The organism is Oscillospiraceae bacterium, assembly GCA_031265355.1.
GTDB lineage: Bacteria > Bacillota > Clostridia > Oscillospirales > UBA929 > JAIRTA01.
The window spans coordinates 1-20,805 of the sequence record JAISCT010000039.1 but is presented as its reverse complement, the minus strand read 5'-3'; the positions used below and the strand labels follow the sequence as shown (position 1 = coordinate 20,805).

The following is a 20,805-nucleotide window of genomic DNA, read 5'->3' as shown; positions in this document are numbered from 1 at the left end:
CAAAGACCAGGCGATTGTTCTTTTACGTCTGTACGGCCGGGCAGAGGGGCGTATACGGCGGCGTAAAGCCTGCGCCTGCCGTCTGCCAGACAAAGCCTCGCACGATCTGCCCCGGTACTTCGTCCGCTCGGAGCGTAAAGGTTGCCGCACCGGTGTCCTTCGCGAGGGTAACGGACTGTGTTTTGACATCTGTCAGGCGCCCGGCGTCGTCATACACGGCCAGGATGCACAGGGCGTTTACATCGTCGTCCGACAGGTTGGACACGGTGAAATCCGCCGCGATCTCCCCGCCGCTCCGGGACAGGCTGACTGCGGCGGGGAGACTGACTATCGTAACGCGCGCCGTCATCTCGTCCGGGTTGGTCTCTATGCCGTCAAGCGCGACCGTTCCCGTCAGGGTGTATGTGCCCGCCGTATTGCTGTCGAAGGACGACGTATCCCAGGTGATACTGCGCAATGCTTTCGCATTGCCCTCATAAGTGACCGAAACGCGGGCGGGCAGCGCGATATCGCCGATGCCCGTGCCGACCACGATCGAAACGTCAGCCAATGGGGCAACACTGGTAACCGCTCTGGAAAGAGGCTCCGTGAAGGTTCCGGGGGCTTCGACACTGTTGGCGCGGCCTAGGATCCGCCAAGTGTTGTCGGTGGCGTTTAGCGGGGCCAGCATGAGCCTTCCGCCGGCGACGGGCGGCGGCGACATCGGTGCGATACACAGCGTCGGATCGGCTTTGTTGACGATGATGAACTTGCCGTCGGGCTGGCGCATGGGTTTCCACCACTGGCTGTCGTCGCTGGCGTCGCCGTGGACCAGCACCAGAGGCGTACCGGCCGCAACGGCCTTGGCTTCGGGACCCAGTACGGTGGTGGCCGCATGGCTGGCTGAGCTCCATTTCCTGAACTGGAAATACTCATGGTTGTCGTCGGGTTGCAATCTCCAGTGGTAATGCCAGAGGTTGGACCATTCCCGCATGTCAATGAGCGCGCCTTCTCTGAAATAGTTGCCTTCAGACTCAAGGGCGAATTGGCCGTCGCCGTTGAAAAACGCATAGTTTGTGCTCGCCCAGAGATTTGTCTTGTCGCCGGCCGGGTCGTCTACCAGGCCGCTTATCGCGTCTTGCAGCCGTTTCATGGCGTCGGGGATATTGTCCTGATTGATTGTACTGGAGCCCACGGTGATCGCCGTCACCTCCGACTCGCCGTGATCAATGGCGCCCAGCAGCGCCAGCCAGCTGTCCAGCGAGTAGTCGTTGGCCCTCAGCGCCTCGGCCTGCGTGAGCAGCGCTTTCAGCGGATCCAGGTCTTCCACCTCGGGCATGTAACCGAGTCTTATCCCCCTGATCGCTTCGTCGAGCGCGCGGTAGGCCGCGCCCACCTGCGCCATTGTGGCCTCGGCGTTTTCGCATACCGCCTGCGCCTCTTCGAGCCTCGCAAGCATACGGGCGTAGCCATACGGCGCACAGGGTTTGTCGTCGATGTCCCCGTCGGGAAGCGCTTCCCAGGCCTCCTGCGCGGCTTTCGTCCCCAGCGCCGTGTTGACGAGCGCCAGCAAGTCGTCTTTGTTCTCTTGTGTCGGCACCAAATTGTCCATGGCGGCCTGAAGCGCGCTGACCTGCGTATTGAGAGCGGCCTGCGCGGCGTCTTCGTCTTGGTACACGCCGACGGCGCCCCCAATGGCACTGCGCAGGGCGGCCAAAGAAACGGACGAATAACCTTCGGCCGAGACAGCTCTGACCGTCCGAAGACTGGCGTACAGATTTGTTCTGTCCGCGCCGTCGCCCGACGGAACCATGTTGATCATATAATAGACGGTTCTGCCGCCGGAGCCCTCGGTGTTTTCTACTGGGTAACTGGCGGCGGTAAAGCCTGTGTAATAGTCGGGCCGCAATGTGTCCGCGTTGCTATGGGACTGACCGGCGACACGCATCGTATAGAGATTGCGGTTGTTGCCGGGCGTGGCGGAGCTGGTGTCTGGCAAATCTACGGGCGCGTTCTTGACGATGTTGCTCAGGTCGTAGTTGATGTTCAGTGTCGACCAGGCGCCGACGCCGGACATGGCAAGCGGCCCGTTGAAGATGACGCCCGCCCACAGCCTTTGGCCCTCTGAGGTTCTTCTGTCGGGCGCATAGTCAATGCTCTCGACAAACGGACAAATGACCTCTACGACGTCGGAAACTGTGACACCCCCGAGCACGACATAGGAACTGGGCGCATAACTGTCGGCCACAGACACGCCGTTGCGCTTGATGTCAAAGCCTCTGGTGGCCCACCATGGCACGCGCAGATGCATATCGAAGGGTTTCTGGGTTTGGCCTTCGTTTGCGGCCACGGTGATCTTGGCGTATTCGGCCGGCCACAGGCAGTCCTGCCTCAGCGTGACGCCCGCGTCGTCCCAGACGACTTCGGTGGGCATGTACATGTTGACCCAGATGGCTTTGTCTGACACCAAATAGGCGCCGTCGGTGTACCTGAGGGCGTTCTCGGCGCCGGTGCCGCCGCAGCAGCTTTGGCCCGGGGATGTGCCTCGCAAATCGGTTTTGCCCGTGTGGGGCGCCAGCGCGTACTGATAAGTCGTATTCCAGGTGTTCTGAACCACGGAACCCACCAGCTGATTGTATGTAACGCGCTCGTAGTAGTCCATATATTCCGCGTTGTCCGGATCGAAACAGGCCAGATCTTTGGACAGCCTGGCCAAGTTGGTGGCGCAACAGCCCTCGTTGGCCGCGGAGTTCGCCGCCAAACCGGCGATCTGTTCGTAGGGCCTGTAGTACCACTCACCCACGCCCACGTTGCCGCCGTAGAAACGGTGGCGGCCGGCGTTGAAATCAAAGAAATTCTTGGCGATGCTATAGTACCTCGCTTCGCCGTTGCCGCGGTACGACCAGAGAACGCCGGGCATCTGCGGGATGCGCTGGTTGGCGTGACTGTTGCCGCCGATGGCGGCCGTACCGTTCCACATAATTTCCGAACCTACCGCCAGCGGATCCCAGTAGAACTTGTTGTCGAACATCTCTGAACCCCTGATCAGCAGCTCCTTGTCCGGATCGCTGTCGTCCAGCGCGGCCGCGCACCGGGCAATGGCCTCGTTGACGCCGCCGTACTCGCCGGAGATGTTCGCGTACCAGGTGGCGCTGAGGTTGCCGTAGGTGGTTGTGTTTCTGTTGTCCTCTATGCGGCACTTTGTGGTCAGCCTGTCGGAGATCCAGTGGCTCATGTCCTTGCAGATCAGCAGGGCCTTTTCGGCCGTGGACCTCGTGGCCGGGGCGTCCTTTAAGCTGTAATAGACGTCCATCAGACCGGCCAGCTGCTTGTGGATGCTGTAATAGGGCGCCCATATCCATTCGCTATACGGCCGGTACGCCTCGTTTAGGACAGGGTGGATGGGCGCTGTGGCGTGGAGGTATCCGTACCCGAACCACTGCGGATTTCCAAATTCGTATTCGTCATATCGCGCGCTGGGGGGGCTTGTAATTTCCGACAGCATCGGGTACGGCCAGTCGGGAGACAGTGCATCTTTGTCGGCTTTGTAATGCGGCCAGACATTGCTGCCCTCCCGATACCCGGTGGGACTGGCGGGATCTTGGACAAATGTCATCTCCTGCAGCTTGCGCATCTCGTCGACCATATAGACGATGTGCCCCAAAATCGCTTCCCTCTCTTGCTCGGTGCCCAAACCGCTGACATAGGCCAGACACAGCCCGTTGATGTAATGCCCTACGCCATGGCCTCTCAGTTTCTGGTTCGGCGCTTCCCACCCTGTGGGCGGCGTGGCGCCCTCCGGCTGCGCCACGCCGTAGACGTCTCTGTAGTTCCACAGGTAGGTGTCGCGATGCCATTGGCCACCGGTGACCCCTATGGCCGCATACTGCGTCACGGCGCGGCGGGCGTTGGAGCTCAACCTGTTTTCGCCGGTGAGCTTAATCTTGCTCATCGGCAGCGAGTCGGCTTTCACGTTGTGATCCGGTACCGCGACGTCCGCCACCACTTTGCAGTTGACCGTGAGCGGGTAGCCCAGATCCGAGGCGTTGTCGCCGGTGATCCAACCTGTCACGGTGTATTCATAGCCGATGGGATAGCTTTTCCAGATCTCTTCTTGGTTGGCCGGCGTACCCGAGCCGGGAGGACCCGACCTGTCGGCGCCCGACCCGACAATGCCCGACCAGGGCCACTGGGTCTGGCGCCATTCGCCGTAGCCGTCGGTGTAGGCGACCCAGACCCGGTAGGGCAGCTTGGGGCATGTGCCCACCGCAACGTCGATGTTGAATTCGCCCGCAGGCGCGGCCGGCTCCGCATGAACCGTATCGATCGTCCTGATGTTGCTCTCATACGCCGGGATCCCGACAGTGAAATCCTTTGTTTGGCTCGCCGCGCCGAAGCTCACCGTGGCCGTCAGCGTCGCCGTGACGTCTTTGCCCGACGGCGGACGAATCACCACGCCGTCGTCCCACAGATAGGGGGAATCGCCGACACGCCAGGTGATGACGGAACCGCTCTGACCGGTCGCCGGGAGCGCAAGGCTGGACGTCACCGCGGAGGTGTCGCCGAGAGAGAGCCAATCGCAGTCGGCCATTACCGTTTCTTCGTCCGTCAGAACGGCCAGCGATACGCCGCCAAATGCGGAGATTAGAGACAGGATCATTGCGACGGTCAGTGCCAGGGAGATGATCTTTCTTTGCATTTGAGGGTCCCTCCTTCTTATTTTTGCTGTCCATAATACGCGTCTTTTCCGTGCTTTCTGAGATAATGCTTGTCGAGCAGCGCCTGCGAAACCTCCTCGCCGCCAAAAAGAGCCATGGCGGCCACTTCTTCGAGGACCTTCGCATGATAAACAGCCTCTTCGGCGTTTTTCCCCCAGGCAAACGGCGCGTGATTCGCAACCAATACGGCGGGAACGCCGTCTGGATCAGGGTGACATTCGACAATCACTTTGCCGGTGTTGCGTTCATATTCACCGTCAATTTCATCGTCGGACAGTGGACGCGTACAGGGCACCCGCCTGTGAAAATAGTCGGCGTGAGTCGTGCCATACGCGGGAATTGCGGCGCGTTTTTGTGCAAAAATTGTTGCGCATCTACTGTGCGTATGAACCACGCCGCCGATATTGGGAAAGCTCTTGTACAGTTCCAAATGCGTCGGCGTGTCGCTCGACGGCTTCAGTTTGCCGTCTACGACGCCGCCGTCCAAATCGACGACAACAACGTCTTCAGCCGTCATTGCGTCATACGCAACGCCGCTCGGCTTGATCGCGACAAGCCCGAGCATGCGGTCAATTTCGCTGACATTGCCCCAGGTGAAAATCACGAGATTGTACTTCACAAGCGCAAGATTCGCGTCCAGAACGCGGCGTTTTAACTCTTGAATTTCCATAAGATTTCACCCAACGCCAGATCGCGCTCCAACGCGTTCAAATCCGTATGCGCCCCGATATGTACAAACTCAACGCCCACAATCCGCGCCCAGCTGCGCCAAATATCGGCTGTAACGCCGTAGCTGAGTACCGTGTGGTGCGCGCCTCCGGCGCGTATCCAGGCCGCCGCGCCGACTTTGAGATCGGGGAGCGGTTTCCACATCGTCCGCGCAACAGGCAAGTTCGGATACGTGCTGATCGGCTCGACGCACACCACATCGGCACAAATCAGCCGAAAATGCGCACCCATGTCGACAAGCACCGCCGCAGTCGCCGCGCCCGCTCTGCCTTTGAACACAAGCCGAGCCGGGGGATTTTTACCGCCGATCCCGAGCGCGTGTACCTCGATTCTCGGCTTGTCACTCGCGATCGTCGGGCACACCTCAAGCATGTGCGCCCCGAGTATCAGCCCTGCGTCGTAGTCGTATGTGTAATCCTCCATAAAACTGGACGGCTCGTCGCTCATGGCTTTCGCGATCGCGGTCAGCGCGGAGACTTTCCAATCGCCCTCACCGCCGTACCCGACGCCCTGCGCCATGAGGTTTTGCGTGGCAAGTCCGGGGAGTTGCTCCATGCCGTACAGATCCTCAAATGTGTTGGTGAACGCTTTACAATTTTCGCGGTCAAGAATTTTCCAAATCGCGATTTCTTCTCTCGCCTGATACCTGACTGTCTGAATGTCGTCTGTACTAAAGTCATAGGCCGACCGATATTCAGATATTTTCGCGTCAACTTCCGAATCGGAAACGCTGTTTATTTCCTCAACCAGACCCCCCACGCCGTAGGTGTTGACCTGCCAGCCGAATTTTAACTGCGCCTCAACCTTGTCGCCCTCGGTGACGGCGACCTCGCGCATATTGTCGCCGAAACGGGCCACTTTGAGCGCTTTGCTGAACGCCGCGCCGATACTCGCCCTTTGCCAATTGCCAATTTTATCCAGAACATCCGCATCTTTGAAATGCCCCGCGACGATCTCCCTTGCGACGCCAAGCCGTGCCGCGATAAAACCGTGTTCGCGGTCGCCGTGTGCCGACTGGTGAAGGTTCATATAATCTAAGTCTATCTCTGCATTCGGAATGGCCCGATTGAATTGCGTATGCAGATGCAGGTACGGTTTTTGCAACGATTTCAGCGCTCCGATCCACATCTTTGACGGCGAGAAGGTGTGACAATTCACGATAACGCCCGCACAGTTTCCATCGAAGTTCACTTGGCCTATGATATCAAACGCGTCGTTTTCGCTTTTTACCGTGCTCTTGTACGCCACGGGAAACGGCAATTTTTCATTCAAATAACCTGCCATTTCTTTGCTGTTTTTCTCGACCTGCAACAGTGTCTCCTCGCCGTACAAAAGCTGTGAACCCGCGATAAACCAAAACTGTTTAGACATTTTTCATTACCTCGCTCAAAAATTTTTGAAGTGATCTTTCTTTTGAACATTTCAAATACTCCGCAAGCAGCGCAATGCCCCACGCACCGCCCTCGGCGGCGGTTTCGCTGATTGTCACAGGAATATTCAGCGTCTTTGACATAATTGTTTGACCTGCGCTGCCCGACTTAAAAAAACCGCCATGTCCCGCCAAACTCGTGATCGTAACTTTTTCTTGCTCGGTCAGGATTTTTATCCCGTCCGCCAAATCACTCACGGCGCTTTCCAATATCTCTCGCATAAATTGCGCCAATTTGCCGTCGTCGAGTGAAACTTCGTAGAGTTTTGAAAACAAATCACTTTTAGCACAATCTAAGCCCATCAATGAAAACGCTTCCCAAAAAAGATTGATCCATGGATCAATTTTCACGGTACACTCGTTGCAATGAATCATCGCAACATCGTCGCCGGTCGGTGTTGTTACGATATCGATCTCTCTATGCAACTTGTCGAGCGGCTTTTCGAGTACCACCATCGCAAAAATTGACGTCCCCGCAGATACGCTGCCCGTGCACGGCGCGATCGAATTTGTCGCCACCATACCCGTCTCCGCGTCGCCCTCGGGCGGGCAAAACGGTATGCCTCTGCAGGTTCCGGCATATGCGCCGCCTTTTAACACTTTGGGTGCGATTTTTGTCCAGTCTATGCCTGTAAGCTCCTCAAATTGCCGCACAAATTTGACGTTGTAGCCACCCTCTTCAATGGGGAACATGCCCGAAGCGTCACCGATTCCAAGGACACGCTCACCTGTGAGTTTCCAATGAACATAACCGGCCAGTGTGGTGATATAATCGATATCTTTGACGTGCTCCTCTCCGTCAAGGATTGCTTGATACAGGTGCGCGACACTCCACCGCAAGGGGATGTTGAAGTTGAACAATTCCGTCAGCTTTGCGGCGGCGATCTCCGTGTTCGTGTTGCGCCAAGTTCGAAACGGCGTGAGAAGCTCGCCGCTTTTATCAAACGCAAGATATCCGTGCATCATCGCCGAAATGCCCACCGCCGTCACGTCTGACGTGTCGATCTGCGACACTACGTCTTTGACGCCCGCCCAAACTTCATCGAGTGAATATGTCCAATAACCGTCCTCCATGCGGTTTTCCCAGTCGTGCACGCCGCTTTGCATCACGCGGCGATTTTCGTCAATCAGCACGCCCTTAATGCGCGTTGAACCAAATTCTATGCCGAGTACGCTCATTTTGCACCACCAGACTTTCTTTCGAATTTTAACCACGCGGGCACGGCGATTTTGAATCCGGTCTTCCCACGGCGCGCAAGTACGATACTTTGCAACAAAATAAACACACATAACATCGCACCCGTGGTGATCTTTTGCCAATATGGTTCGCGCAGACCGGATGCCACGACAATAGAAGTGATTGTTTTTAGCGACAATGTCCCAAACAGTGTGCCGACGATGTTTCCGACGCCGCCTGTCAGCAGTGTTCCGCCGATAATAGACGAGGCTATCGCCTCCATTTCCGCGCCCGCCGCGTTGGCGGCGTCTCCCGATCCGGTGTGAAGCAAGTAGACAAATCCTGCTGTCCCAGACAAAACGCCGCACAGCAAGTACGAAAAGAACCTTGTGCGTTTCACATTTATGCCAAGCATCAGCGCGCTTTGGTTGTTGCCGCCAATCGCATACAGGCTTCGTCCAAACTTCGTCCACCGCAAAACGACAAAAATGATAACGACGACCACCAACGCAATGACAACGCCAAGTTCGATGCTCGCCGGTATGAAATTCCCCAATTTCCCATAAGAACCAATGCCCGGGATTTTTATCCGTAAATTTTTAAGCGCTAAAAATGCCTCGTTTGTTGAAGTCCGCGGCGTTGCACTCACTATGGTCGTCATGCCCTTGGCGAAAAACATGCCGGCAAGCGTAATGATAAACGGTTGAATTTCCAAGCAGGCGATGAGAAAGCCCTGCATCAGTCCGAAGGCCACTCCAATTCCCAACGCCAAAAACAAGATTTCCAACACACCAAATCCCTTGTCGTCAAGGCAGACCACGCATGACATGGTGACGAGCGTGATAATGCCCCCCACGGAAATATCAATGCCGCCCGCCACCATAACGACGCTCAGGCCTGCGGAAATGATAATCAATGCGGCGTTGTTGTTGAATATGTCAAGGAATTGCTGTGGATTGAGAAAACCGCCGCCCCAGATTGCCATCGCAAATATGTACATCCCGAAAAACGTGCACATCGTAATCGTAAGGAGCAAATTGGTATCGGTGATAGGTTCTCTATGCTTTAATTTCAACACGGTCACACCCCCTCGGCTTTCTTGGGGTTTCCCTTGAACAACTTGTCGCGCAATAAGGCGGCATATCTTTTCACGATGGGCGAACCAATTACGACAAGAGCAATGATCACAAGGGCTTTGTAGGATTTGACAGCATTTGACGGAACTTTCATGGCGTACAACGTGGTCGTCAGCGCCTGTATGATGTAGGCGCCGATGACCGAACCGACCATGCTGAACTTGCCGCCGCCGAGCGCATTGCCGCCGATTGCGACGGCCAATATCGCGTCCATCTCTATGTCAAGCAATATTGTCTCGTGGTTAATGAGTCCCAAGCGGCACACGCGAATCGCACCCGCGATAGCGACACATACCGCAAGGATAATGAAACTCAACATCTTGATCCACGTGGTGTTGATACCGTTTAGCCGCGTGGATTTTTCGTTGATGCCAAGAGCTTGCGTATAGAGACGAAGGTTGGTAAATTTAAGCAGCAGCCAAAAGAGCACGCCGCATATCATCACGATAAAAATCGGCGTAGGCACAGAAATCCCGGGAATAAAGCCGCCCAAATACCCAAGCCATTCACCGGACACCGTCGGCGTTGCTCCACCGTTGACCCAATAGGCGATTGACCGCCCCGCCGTAAAGAGAATCAGCGTTGCAATCATCGGCTGGATCTTAAAAACCGAAACCAATGTGCCGTTAAACGCGCCGAAGAGCATTGTCACGACACAGCAAGTCAAAAACGCCACTAAAATCAAGGGCAAATCAACGTCTCCGCCGCGAAGTATTTTAACGAATACACTTCCGGCGATCGCCGCAGCTGCGCCGACACTGATGTCCTGACCGCCCGACGCCGCGGTGACGAGCGTCATGCCCATAGCCAAAACCGCAAGTTCCGACGCGCCGTTTAGTATGCTGATCAAATTCCCCGACAGTACATGATTTCCGTCGTTGTTTAAGAGCAGTTTTACAGCGAAAAACGAGGGATCTCTGATGATGTTAAAGACAACTATCAGAAGCAAGGCAAGCAGAGGCACTATCAAATTTGAGAGTGAAACGCTGCGTTTTCGCATATCAATCCGCCTCCCCCGCAATTGTTCTCATGACATTATCCTGTGTCATTTCACTTCCGCTCAACTGACCGACAATGTTTCTGTCGCGCATGACGATGAGGCGGGAGCACGTCCGCAGCATTTCTTCGATTTCGGATGAGATAAATGTCACACAGACGCCCTCGCTGGCCAGTTTCAATACGATTTTCTGAATTTCGAGTTTTGTGCCGACATCAATCCCACGCGTCGGTTCGTCAAGTATGAGATACTGAGGGTGGGTCAGAAGCCAACGGGCGAGGATCACTTTCTGCTGATTGCCGCCGGAAAGCGACTTGATCGGCGTATCGGCCGACGCGGTTTTGATGGAAAGCGATTGAATATACTCATCCGCGAATTTTTCCGCTTCAGTTTTTGAAAACGGCCTGAAAAAACCCCTCATTACCTGCAACGCAAATATAATATTGTCTCGAACGGATAGATCTGCGATGATTCCGTCAGACTTGCGGTCTTCCGGCAGATAGCCGATGCCCTGTCTCATCGCGTGAATCGGTTTTGCGACTTTCACGCTCTTGCCGCCCACCTTTACTTTGCCGCCTGTGATGTGGTCCGCGCCGAAGATAGCCCGGACACTCTCGCTCCGCCCCGACCCGAGCAGACCCGTAAACCCGTTCACTTCGCCTTTTTGAATGGAAAAATCAAAAGGTTTCACACCGCCTGCACTCGACAACCCTGCCGCTTCATACACAACAGCGGCGTCGGACGCATCCCCCTGCCCGGCGTTTTGTATCACCGCCGCCTCGTCGAGCTCTTTCCCCATCATCTTCGAAACAAGCTGCACGCGGGGGAGATCTTTTGTCGCGTACTCACCGACGAGTTCCCCGTTTCGCAGAACCGTAATCTTGTCGCAAACCTCATAAACCTGTTCAAGAAAGTGCGTGACAAAGACGATGCCCACACCCTTGCTCTTCAGGTCGCGCATGAGCGCGAACAGCTTCGCCGCTTCCTGTTCGTCGAGAGACGAAGTCGGCTCGTCGAGAATCAGCACCTTGCAGTCCATATCGACCGCGCGGGCAATGGCGACCATTTGCTGGACGGCAATCGAACAGTTCGCGAGCTGCTGTTTCGCCCTCGCGGGGATACCAAGCCGTTTCAGTATATCCGTCGCGTCCCGCTCCATGGAACGCCAACTTACCATGCTGCGCTTTCCGCGCCCAATGTAAATGTTCTCGGCGACGGTCAGGTTCGGGCAAAGTGTGATTTCCTGATATACCGTACTGATACCGACATGCTGCGCTTCTTGCGGCGAGCGTATGGTCACAACTTCGTCCGCCAAGCGGATCTGACCCGCGTCTTTGGAATAAACGCCCGTCAGTACTTTTATCAATGTCGACTTGCCTGCACCGTTTTCGCCTATGAGCGCGTGAATTTCGCCCTTGCCCAGCGTAAAATCCACGTTTTGCAGGGCGCGGACTCCGGGGAAAGTCTTAGAAATGTTCCGCATAGACAGAATAACTTCCATAAAAACCCTCCCTGTTTTAAGAAGGGCGGTGCGGCAATCCCGCACCGCCCTTACAGTTCTTCTTATTCGCCGAGACCGTAGGCGTCGATATCCGCTTGGGTAATCGTCGTGGCGTCAAATCCCTTTTCTTCAGAGATGACCTTCTTGTTGGCAAGCGTTCCGCCGGATTCGAGGGTGCTGATCATATCGGCGATGACCTGCGCTTGGAACGGACTGCACTGACCGTCGTAGTTCCAGTTCCCCGCGAGAAGCTCACGAAGCGCCCACTTGTTGCAGTCAAAGCCCATAACGATCACGTCTTTGCCGACGCCGTGGGTGACGCCCGCTTCGTCGAGAGCCGCGACAGCTCCCTTGGCCATACCGTCGTTTTCGGCGTAGATGACATTGAATTCGTCGCCGGCGTTGATCACGGACTCAACGATTTGCTTGGCCGTCGCTTCGTCCCAAGTCGCTGTCTGCTGTGTGACTTTTGTCATAGCGCCCGACGCGAACTCGGCGTCCAGCGCGCCGGTGCGCCCGATTTGCGCGTCGGAACCCATGGCGCCTTGAATGTGTATCACCTTGTAAGAACTAAGATTCTGCGATTTCAGCCAATTGACGGCGGTTTCGCCCTCTTTGGCCATGTCGGAAACGACGGCCGCCTCATAGAGGTCTTCGGAGGTGTTCAGCATGCGGTCAAACAAAAATACCTTGGTTCCGGCCTCTTGGGCGGACTGCAAAACGCTGTCCCATCCATCCGTCGCGGCGGCCGACACCAGTAAGTAATCCACGCCGTCGGTAATGAATTGCTTCGCGGCGTTCAGCTGTTCGTCATTCTTAAGGCTGTAGTATGTCTGCACATCGTAGCCGTTGGCGGCCGTAAATACCGCCTCAAAATCCTTGACATTTGCTTCGCGGTAGCCGGACTCAGACGGCGGATTGTTCACGATGCCAATCCTGACGGCCCCTCCGCCGGCGGACGCATTGCTTGCATCATTGCTTGCATCGTTGCTTGCATCGCCGCTTTCCGCATTGTTGGAATCGTTGTTGGGTGGGACGGAAGGCGTGCCGGAATTGTCCGCACAACCGGCGAACAGCGCGAGCGCCACAAGCGCCGCCAAGACTAGACACAGGACCTTTTTCATGGCTTTTACTCCTCCTAAAATGATTTTAGCGTTCCGTTTTTGGGCTCTTTTTAACCTGCCGAAGTAATTGTAATACACTTATACGTATAAGTCAAGCAGACAGATCAAGTATTTTTGATACAAGTTGAGAAATATTTTCAAATTTGTCTTGACAAGTTCCGCCTCCGTGTTTATAATAAGTACATGATATTTTCAAAGGAGATCGTCTCCAAAGGAGGCAGTATGAACAATTACAAATACCGTGCCATCGTCGATTGGGCCAAGAGGTATATAGAGGAAAACGGCTTGGCGGCGGGGGAGAAATTCTATTCCGAGACGGAGCTTTGCGAGATACACCATGTGAGCCGGCAGACGGTGCGGCAAGCGCTGGCTGTCTTGGAGAGACAGAACATCCTGACAAAAAAGCACGGAAGCGGTACGTTTGTACAGACCACAAAGCACGAAAAAGCGAAAGCGATCCCCACTGTCGGCGTTATCGCCACGTATTTCAGCGATTACATTTTCCCGAGCATCGTAACCGGGATCGAGCGCGAATTGGCAAAAAATAACGTGGCGATGCAACTCACCGCAACGCACAATCACGTGGCCGAGGAGACGAGAGCGCTCCAGGCCATGCTCGCACAGGACATAGACGGCCTCATCGTCGAGCCGAGCAAAAGCGGACTGCCCAATCCGAATGCGGCGCTCTATGAAGAAATTCACGCGCGCGGCATACCGTTGATTTTCTTTAACGCGAAATATCCGCAGCTGGACTTCCCGCTCATTGCCATGGACGACAAAGAAGCCGGGAGATGCGCCGCCGAGCACCTGATTTCGTTGGGCCACACGAGCGTGTCGGCACTGCTGGTTTTTGACGACTATCAGGGCCAGCTGCGCTACAAAGGGTTCGTTGAATGTCTGATAGCGCATGGACTGCCTATCCCGGAGGAACGCGTACTGTGGTTTTCAACCGGGGAGTTGGATTCGCTTTTCACACTCTCGAAAGAGCGTGTGAGGGCGATGTTGTCGGCCTCCACAGCCGTGATGTGCTACAACGACAAAGTGGCGGTCGAGCTGTTGGATTTCTGCAAAAAAGAAGGCTTTCGCGTGCCGGAGGGCATCTCCGTGGTCGGTATTGACGACAGCAGCCTTGCGGAACGCTGCGAAGTGCCGCTGACTTCCGTCAGCCACCCGAAACAGAAACTGGGCGAAAAGGCCGTCGCGCTGTTGCTCGAAATGATCAAAACCGGAGAGCAAAGCGGCCAGGGCTATTTGTACAAGCCGAGGCTGATCGTGCGCACATCCACGAGGGCGATACAGCGAAGCTGAAACTGTTCGCCCTCACGGCTTGCAATGGGGATCGGACGGTGGTACAATATAAGCGGATATCCCCCGTGGGCGGGGGTGTAAAAGGGCGGCGCGTCTTAGGCGCGCCGCGTGAGAGGGGCGTGATGAGATGGAAGGCAAACCTCGAAGTCCGCTGGGCAGCGCGGGATTTCGCGCGGGCGGCGTCATCGGCCGGCAGACTGCGCAGGGCCCCTCTCGCGAGGCCCTGGGACCGGCGCTGTTGTCATTGTCATGTGGGCGCCCTAACAACTCCCTGTTCGGCATTTGCCCGGCAGGCGTGATGGGGCCTGCCCCTGCGTGATGGACAGCGGCGTACCGTGTTTTGTCTGCCGTCTCCCGGGAGGCGGCTTTTTTGCGGCCTTTTTGACGCCGCGCCGCGGGATCCCTCTCCTAACGTGGGTTGCACCTGCAACCCACAACCCACATTCTTGTTTTTTGTTGCCGCTTTGCGGCAACAAGGTACTAACGCGCCGGACACGCCGGCGTATTTGACAGGGAAAGGATGGATCCCCGATGTTTCTGTTTCGAAAGGCGGCCGCGCAGAAGCGGCGCCTGCAAAATCGGCGTCACAACGAAGACAAACTCCGCGCCTGGGCCGCGCGGCCGCTTGACACGCTGCTTACGGCGTTGGAGGGAACCCCGGAGGGGCTGACGAGCGTGCAGGCGGAGGCGCGTCTCGACGAGTACGGCGAAAACCGCATCACCGTCGGGGCCCACCACACGGTCCTGCGCCGGCTGCGGGAGGCCACGGTCAATCCCTTCAACATGGTGCTCCTCGTCATCGCCGTCATCACGTTTTTTACCGACGTCATCGCCTCGTCCGCGCCCGATTATTTCACCATGTGTATTCTTTTGTCTCTGATCGTCGTGTCGAGCCTCGTCGCGTTTGTGCAGAGCCAGCGCTCCTACATCGCCGCCGAGTCCTTGTCCAAGATGATCTCCAACCGGGCCGATGTCCGGCGCGACGGACAGTGGGCCGAGATCCCGATCGATTCCGTCGTGCCCGGCGACATCGTGCGGCTCTCCGCCGGGGACATGCTGCCCGCGGACATCCGGTTTTTGTCCACCAAAGATACGTTTGTCGCCCAGGCCGCCCTGACTGGGGAGTCGAACCCCGTAGAAAAATTCAGCGACGCCGCGCCGGACGCCGACAGCGCGCCGACGGACCTGCCGAACATCGGCTTCATGGGCTCCAACATCGTCAGCGGCAGCGCCACCGGCGTCGTGCTGGCCACCGGCGGCGACGCCTATCTCGGCTCCCTGGCCCTGTCCCTCTCCGGCGACCGGGCGAAGAACAGCTTCGAGCGCGGCGTGGACGCGGTGAGCCGGCTGCTGCTGCGGTGGATGATGCTAATCGTTCCCGTCGTCTTTCTCATGAACGGTCTGCTGAAAGGGACTTGGGTGAGCGCGCTGCTCTTTGCCGTCACCGTCGCGGTGGGGCTGACGCCGGAGATGCTGCCAGTCATCATGACCTCGACGCTGGCAAAGGGCGCCGTCTCGCTGTCGAAACAGAACGTCGTCGTGAAGACGCTGGGCGCTATCCAGACCTTTGGAGAAATGGACGTCCTGTGCACGGACAAGACGGGGACGCTGACCGAGGACCGGGTCGTTTTGGAAGTCTATATGAACCTGCACGGGGAGGACGACGCGCGCGTACTGCGCCATGCCTACCTGAACAGCCGCTTTCAGACGGGACTTAAAAACCTCATCGACCTCGCGATCATCCGCCGCGCCGAACAGGCCGGTCTCTCGGACCTGCCGGCGACCTATACCCGCGTCGACGAGATCCCGTTTGACTTCGCCCGGCGGCGGATGAGCGTTGTGCTGGAGGACAAGAGCGGGAAGCGCCAGCTCATCACCAAGGGCGCCGTCGAGGAACTGCTGTCTCTCTGCGCCTTTGTGGAGATGGACGGGGCGGTGTCTCCCCTGGATGCGGAGACCCGCCGGCATGCGCTCTCCCTCTATGAGGCGCACAACGCCGACGGGCTCCGGATGCTCGCCGTGGCCCAAAAAAACGAGGTGCCCGGCAGCGGGACCTTCGGCGTGGCCGACGAGCAGGACATGGTGCTCCTCGGTTTCGTGGGTTTTCTCGACCCGCCGAAGGAGAGCGCCGGGGCCGCCATCGCCGCGCTGCGGGCCCACGGCGTCCGCACGGTGGTGCTGACCGGGGACAGTGCGGGCGTCGCGGTTAAGGTGTGTCGCAAGGTGGGCGTGGACGTGGGCACCGTGCTGACAGGCGCCGACGTGGCGGCGATGGACGACGCCGCGCTGCGGGCGGCGTTGGGGCGGTGCGATCTGTTTGCCAAACTCTCGCCCACCCAGAAGGCGCGCGTCGTGGCGGCGTTCCAGGCCGAGGGCCACACGGTGGGGTACATGGGCGACGGCATCAACGACGCGCCGCCTCTGCGCCAGGCGGACGTCGGCCTCTCGGTGGACAGCGCCGTGGACATCGCGAAGGAGACGGCCGACATCATCCTGCTGAAGAAGGATCTCATGGTGTTGGAGGAGGGCGTCATCCAGGGCCGCCGTACCTTCGGCAACATCGTAAAATACATCAAGATGGCCGCCGGCGGCAATTTCGGCAACATGATTTCGGTGGTGGCCGCCAGTGTTTTTCTGCCGTTTCTGCCGATGCTGCCCGTGCAGATTTTGACGCAGAACCTGCTCTGTGACTTCTCGCAGATGGGCATCCCTTTTGACAGCGTGGACAAGGAATACATCGCACAGCCGCGCCGGTGGGAGACAAAGTCGATCCGCACCTTCATGGCCGTCATGGGGCCTCTCAGTTCGGTCTTCGACCTGCTCTGCTTTGCCGTGCTGTGGTGGGCGGTCGGCGCGGACGCCGCGCCGCTGTTTCAGAGCGGCTGGTTCGTATTCGGCACGGTGTCGCAGGTGCTCGTGATCCACATGATCCGCACCGCCAAGGTTCCCTTCCTCCAGAGCCGGCCCTCCGCCGCCCTCTGCCTGTCGACGTTCGTCGTCGCCGTTCTCCCGCTGGTGATGGGCTTCTCCGGTCTCGCGGTCGGCCTCGACATGGCCCCGCTGCCGCTCCGCTTCGCCCCCTGGCTCGCCCTTCTCCTCGCCGGCTACTTCGCCGCCGCCCAAGCGGTCAAACGCTTCTACATCCGCCGCTTCGGCGCGTGGCTGTAAAAAGCTGGCTCTTCGGGACTGTTCTCAAAACCGTGGCCCACTATATGTTGTGTTTTTTCACAGCATATAGTGGGCCACGGTGTATTTTAAGGATCAGGGCAATGGCGTCAGGGAGGCGGACGAGATGGTTCTGCGTTCGGCACGGCCGCCCGCTGGAAGGGGCTCTCCTGTGCCGTTGCGCCAAACTCGGAATCAAAAATAGGCCAAACTCGGAATCAAATGTTTGACAAACTCGGAACCGCGTGCTATGCTTATGCCATAGCACATCGCAACGCGATTGGGAGGCGCTGGGGCCATGGAACGGAAATATTTGAAGCGCATTGCGGACGATGTGCTGACCGCCGCGTTGGAGGCATCCGGTGCGGTGCTGATCGAGGGACCGAAATGGTGCGGAAAGACCAGAACAGCGACGGAACGGGCGGCGAGCAAACTGCTGATGCAGGACCCGGATTACACCGAATCGTACCTCAAGGCCGCCGACACGAAACCGTCGCTGCTTTTGAGGGGCAAAACGCCGCGCCTGATTGACGAGTGGCAAATGGCTCCGGTGCTGTGGGACGCCGTGCGTTTCGCGGTGGACCAGCGGGGGGAAAGCAGCCAGTTTATCCTGACCGGTTCCGCCGTGCCGAAAGACAATGCCGTCCGGCACACCGGCACGGGTCGGATCTCGCGGCTTCTTATGCGGACGATGACCCTCTTTGAATCTCTGGAATCAAGCGGCGATATTTCGCTGGAAACGTTGTTCGACAACTGCTGCGACGGCGATGGAATGTCGGCGCTCACCCTTGAAAGGCTGGCGTTTGCGCTGACAAGAGGCGGCTGGCCCGCGTCAATCGGCGAAAAGGAATCTGTCGCTTTGCGGCGCGTGTACGACTATGTGGACGCGGTGATCCATACGGACGTGTCCCGCGTGGACGGTGTGGAGAAAAATCCCGTGCGCGTCCGGACTCTGATGCGTTCGCTCGCTCGGAACGTGTCCACCATGGCGAATATGACGACGATCCGAAAAGACATGGCCGGGGACGAGGACTCCATATCCGAAAAGACAATCGCCGCTTATCTCAATGCGCTGCGCCGCATTTACGTCGTGGAGGATCTGCCCGCTTGGAATCCGGCCATGCGCTCCAAAACCGCACTGCGGACTTCTCCGAAACGTCATTTTATCGACCCGTCAATCGCCACCGCCGTGCTCCGCGCCACGCCGGACAGTTTGCTTTCGGATTTCAACACGTTCGGGCTGCTCTTTGAATCTCTCTGCATACGCGACTTGCGCGTTTACGCGCAGGCGATGGACGGTGAGGTGTTTCATTATCGCGACAAAAACGGATTGGAAGCGGACGCTATCGTGCATTTGAAAGACGGACGCTGGGGCGCGATAGAGGTCAAGATGGGGGCAGCAGAGATAGAAACCGCCGCCGCAAATCTGAAAACGCTCCGCGGCAAAGTGAATGTGGACAAAATGCGCGCGCCCTCTTTCCTGATGGTGCTAACGGCGACGGAACTGGCCTATCGTCGCTCCGACGGCGTGTACATCGTGCCAATCGGCTGCTTAAAACATTGAGTGTTCTCTTCGAAGGGAGTGCCGTGATGAACGCTAAAATCCAAAAATTGCTTCGCGACGGCGAGGGGCTGACTGTCGAATTCAAACGCTGTCACGACAAATTGTCGCATACGGTATATGAGACGGTATGCGCCTTCTCAAACCGATACGGCGGAGATGTGCTTCTCGGCGTTGAGGACGACGGCACTGTCACAGGCGTCGCGCCGGAGGCTGTCAAACAACTGAAAAAAGACTTCGCAAACGCGCTCAACAATCCTCAAATGTTCCAGCCAACGCTGTTTGTCGAACTTGAGGAAGCTGAGATTGACGGCAAAATGATTCTGTATTGCCACGTTCCGCTGACCTCACAGCTTGTGATGTACAACAGCAAAATTTTCGACCGCAACGCCGACGGCGACTTTGATGTCACACGCAGCCCTGATTTGATATGGCAAATAGGCGCGCGCAAAAAGGGATTGTCAACAGAGGACAAAATCTACCCCTTCATCACTGCGCGCGATTTGCTTCTGGATGACCTGATGCCAAAAGTCCGGATCATGGCGACGACGCGCATTGTTGACCACCCGTGGAAAAGTATGCCCGATATAGACATTCTGAAGAGCGCGGGGCTGTATCAACTTGATCGAGAATCCGGTCATCCCGGCTACACGCTCGCGGCGATATTGTTGTTGGGTCGCGAGGAAGTGATCCGCTCCGTTCTTCCAGGCTATGTCACAGATTGTATTCTGCGCCGCGATAACTTGGACCGCTACGACGACCGTTTGCGCGTGTCGTGCAACCTCATCGAGGCGTTTGACAAGATTATGGAATTTATTTCCAAACATACGCTTGACAGGTTTTATATCGAGGGCGTTTTGTCAATCAGTCCGCGCTCCAAAATGGCCCGCGAGCTTGTGAGCAACATTCTGGCGCATCGCGAATTTACCAGCACGGTTCCGGCGAAGGTCATCATCGAGCGTGACCGCATCGTTACCGAAAATTGGTGCTTGCCAAAATTACCCGGCAAGCTTACCCCCGAAACATTCACACCGCAGCCGAAAAATCCGCTGATTGCGAACTTCTTTGTAAACATCGGCTACGCCGACGCACTCGGCTCCGGCGTTCGCAATCTGTATAAGTACACGAAAATCTATACAAACGGCGGAGAACCGGAACTGATAGAGGGCGATATATTTAGGACCACCGTACCGTTATCGCTCATCGGCATGAGCGATAACGCGCAAACGAGCGATAAAGCCATTCGCGACACATTGCTCGCATACCTGCAGGGAAACGGCGAGGTTACGGCGGCTGAAGCGGCGGCGATGATTGACCGCGCAACATCGACGGCCCGAAGGCTGCTGGCGGAACTTGTCGCCGAGGGAATCGTTGTCGCGACTGGGGCGAATCGAAATCGGAGGTACAAGGTGAAACGGTGACAGAACAAAGAAACAGCACCAAAGACACGTTTTGTCAAGGTCGTTTTTCAAGGAAGTTTATTCCTGCAAGCAGTTGTTATTTTCGTAAAAACGATATATAATGACACTGTTAGCATTTTAAGGAACAGCAGAGGTACCGCTATGGATTCAATGACAGCGAAAGAAGCCGCCGAACTATGGGGCATTACGACACGCCAAGTGCAATTGCTCTGCGTCAAGGGACAAATTGCAGGCGCGGAACGTCTCGGGAAAATATGGGTTATCCCTAAAAGCACGACGAAACCGATGGATGGCAGGACAAAAGCCGCAAAACTGCAAAACCGGATGCGTAAAATCCCATATGCTTTGGATGTCATACAGGAAGCGGAGGGCAAACCGGAATGAATGACGAGCGAAAGAGCATGGGAACGCCGAAAGACGGCGTATTGATTCCCGTCGCGCTGAGCCTTGCCGAAATGCCGGTCGGCTATGCCGATATGCGCGACGCGATTATTGCGAAAATCAAGGAAAGCCGCGTTCGCTTCGCCGTTCAGGTAAACACGGGCATGATAGGGCTTTAT

14 protein-coding genes are annotated in these 20,805 nt (G+C 56.9%); 6 read left to right on the top strand and 8 right to left on the bottom strand.

Features of this window, described 5'->3' with window-relative positions:
- Positions 1 to 22: 22 nt before the first annotated feature.
- The 8 genes from LBK75_05510 to LBK75_05475 form a co-directional block, all read right to left on the bottom strand.
- Positions 23 to 4,678 carry a glycoside hydrolase family 127 protein gene (locus LBK75_05510; protein ID MDR1157751.1) on the bottom strand — a complete coding sequence of 1,552 codons (4,656 nt, stop codon included), beginning with the start codon at positions 4,676 to 4,678 and terminating at the stop codon, positions 23 to 25.
- A gap of 17 nt (positions 4,679 to 4,695) precedes the next feature.
- Positions 4,696 to 5,361 carry an L-ribulose-5-phosphate 4-epimerase AraD gene (gene araD, locus LBK75_05505; GenBank protein MDR1157750.1) on the bottom strand — a complete coding sequence of 222 codons (666 nt, stop codon included), beginning with the start codon at positions 5,359 to 5,361 and terminating at the stop codon, positions 4,696 to 4,698.
- Positions 5,349 to 6,797 carry an L-arabinose isomerase gene (gene araA / locus LBK75_05500; GenBank protein MDR1157749.1) on the bottom strand — a complete coding sequence of 483 codons (1,449 nt, stop codon included), beginning with the start codon at positions 6,795 to 6,797 and terminating at the stop codon, positions 5,349 to 5,351. Before araA ends, araD begins: the two co-directional genes overlap by 13 nt.
- Positions 6,790 to 8,034, bottom strand: coding sequence for an ATPase (locus LBK75_05495; protein ID MDR1157748.1), 1,245 nt, complete (start codon positions 8,032 to 8,034; stop codon positions 6,790 to 6,792). The genes araA and LBK75_05495 overlap by 8 nt, the downstream gene beginning before the upstream one ends.
- Positions 8,031 to 9,107, bottom strand: coding sequence for a sugar ABC transporter permease YjfF (locus LBK75_05490; protein ID MDR1157747.1), 1,077 nt, complete (start codon positions 9,105 to 9,107; stop codon positions 8,031 to 8,033). The genes LBK75_05495 and LBK75_05490 overlap by 4 nt, the downstream gene beginning before the upstream one ends.
- Positions 9,108 to 9,112: 5 nt before the next feature.
- Positions 9,113 to 10,168, bottom strand: coding sequence for an ABC transporter permease (locus LBK75_05485; protein MDR1157746.1), 1,056 nt, complete (start codon positions 10,166 to 10,168; stop codon positions 9,113 to 9,115).
- 1 nt (position 10,169) lies between these two features.
- Positions 10,170 to 11,666 carry a sugar ABC transporter ATP-binding protein gene (locus LBK75_05480; GenBank protein MDR1157745.1) on the bottom strand — a complete coding sequence of 499 codons (1,497 nt, stop codon included), beginning with the start codon at positions 11,664 to 11,666 and terminating at the stop codon, positions 10,170 to 10,172.
- 62 nt (positions 11,667 to 11,728) lie between these two features.
- Complete coding sequence (locus tag LBK75_05475; GenBank protein ID MDR1157744.1) at positions 11,729 to 12,790, bottom strand: substrate-binding domain-containing protein; 1,062 nt, start codon at positions 12,788 to 12,790, stop codon at positions 11,729 to 11,731.
- A 222-nt stretch (positions 12,791 to 13,012) separates the two neighbouring features.
- Between LBK75_05475 and LBK75_05470 the strand changes: the two genes are divergently transcribed.
- From LBK75_05470 to LBK75_05445, 6 genes are all read left to right on the top strand, one after another.
- The gene (locus tag LBK75_05470) at positions 13,013 to 14,098 is read left to right on the top strand and encodes a GntR family transcriptional regulator (protein ID MDR1157743.1); all 1,086 of its coding nucleotides are present in this window, start codon (positions 13,013 to 13,015) and stop codon (positions 14,096 to 14,098) included.
- A 531-nt stretch (positions 14,099 to 14,629) separates the two neighbouring features.
- A complete protein-coding gene (gene mgtA, locus LBK75_05465; protein MDR1157742.1) occupies positions 14,630 to 17,266 on the top strand; it encodes a magnesium-translocating P-type ATPase in 2,637 nt (878 codons plus the stop codon).
- Between the two features lie 295 nt (positions 17,267 to 17,561).
- Positions 17,562 to 18,827, top strand: a complete 1,266-nt coding sequence (locus LBK75_05460) for a DUF4143 domain-containing protein (GenBank protein MDR1157741.1) — start codon at positions 17,562 to 17,564, stop codon at positions 18,825 to 18,827.
- Between the two features lie 26 nt (positions 18,828 to 18,853).
- Positions 18,854 to 20,245: a putative DNA binding domain-containing protein gene (locus LBK75_05455; GenBank protein MDR1157740.1), complete on the top strand. Its 1,392-nt coding sequence runs from the start codon at positions 18,854 to 18,856 to the stop codon at positions 20,243 to 20,245.
- A gap of 141 nt (positions 20,246 to 20,386) precedes the next feature.
- The gene (locus LBK75_05450) at positions 20,387 to 20,629 is read left to right on the top strand and encodes a helix-turn-helix domain-containing protein (protein ID MDR1157739.1); all 243 of its coding nucleotides are present in this window, start codon (positions 20,387 to 20,389) and stop codon (positions 20,627 to 20,629) included.
- Positions 20,626 to 20,805: hypothetical protein (locus tag LBK75_05445; protein ID MDR1157738.1), on the top strand; the 180-nt coding region annotated here is incomplete at its 3' end. The genes LBK75_05450 and LBK75_05445, both read left to right, overlap by 4 nt.

What these genes read in the sequence shown, in the direction of transcription:
- LBK75_05475 (MDR1157744.1), bottom strand. Translation starts at nt 12,790, where the DNA reads ATGAAAAAGGTCCTGTGTCTAGTCTTGGCGGCGCTTGTGGCGCTCGCG.
- LBK75_05450 (MDR1157739.1), top strand. Translation starts at nt 20,387, where the DNA reads ATGGATTCAATGACAGCGAAAGAAGCCGCCGAACTATGGGGCATTACG.
- araA (MDR1157749.1), bottom strand. Translation starts at nt 6,797, where the DNA reads ATGTCTAAACAGTTTTGGTTTATCGCGGGTTCACAGCTTTTGTACGGC.
- LBK75_05460 (MDR1157741.1), top strand. Translation starts at nt 17,562, where the DNA reads ATGGAACGGAAATATTTGAAGCGCATTGCGGACGATGTGCTGACCGCC.
- LBK75_05455 (MDR1157740.1), top strand. Translation starts at nt 18,854, where the DNA reads ATGAACGCTAAAATCCAAAAATTGCTTCGCGACGGCGAGGGGCTGACT.
- LBK75_05470 (MDR1157743.1), top strand. Translation starts at nt 13,013, where the DNA reads ATGAACAATTACAAATACCGTGCCATCGTCGATTGGGCCAAGAGGTAT.
- mgtA (MDR1157742.1), top strand. Translation starts at nt 14,630, where the DNA reads ATGTTTCTGTTTCGAAAGGCGGCCGCGCAGAAGCGGCGCCTGCAAAAT.
- LBK75_05480 (MDR1157745.1), bottom strand. Translation starts at nt 11,666, where the DNA reads ATGGAAGTTATTCTGTCTATGCGGAACATTTCTAAGACTTTCCCCGGA.
- LBK75_05485 (MDR1157746.1), bottom strand. Translation starts at nt 10,168, where the DNA reads ATGCGAAAACGCAGCGTTTCACTCTCAAATTTGATAGTGCCTCTGCTT.
- LBK75_05510 (MDR1157751.1), bottom strand. Translation starts at nt 4,678, where the DNA reads ATGCAAAGAAAGATCATCTCCCTGGCACTGACCGTCGCAATGATCCTG.
- LBK75_05495 (MDR1157748.1), bottom strand. Translation starts at nt 8,034, where the DNA reads ATGAGCGTACTCGGCATAGAATTTGGTTCAACGCGCATTAAGGGCGTG.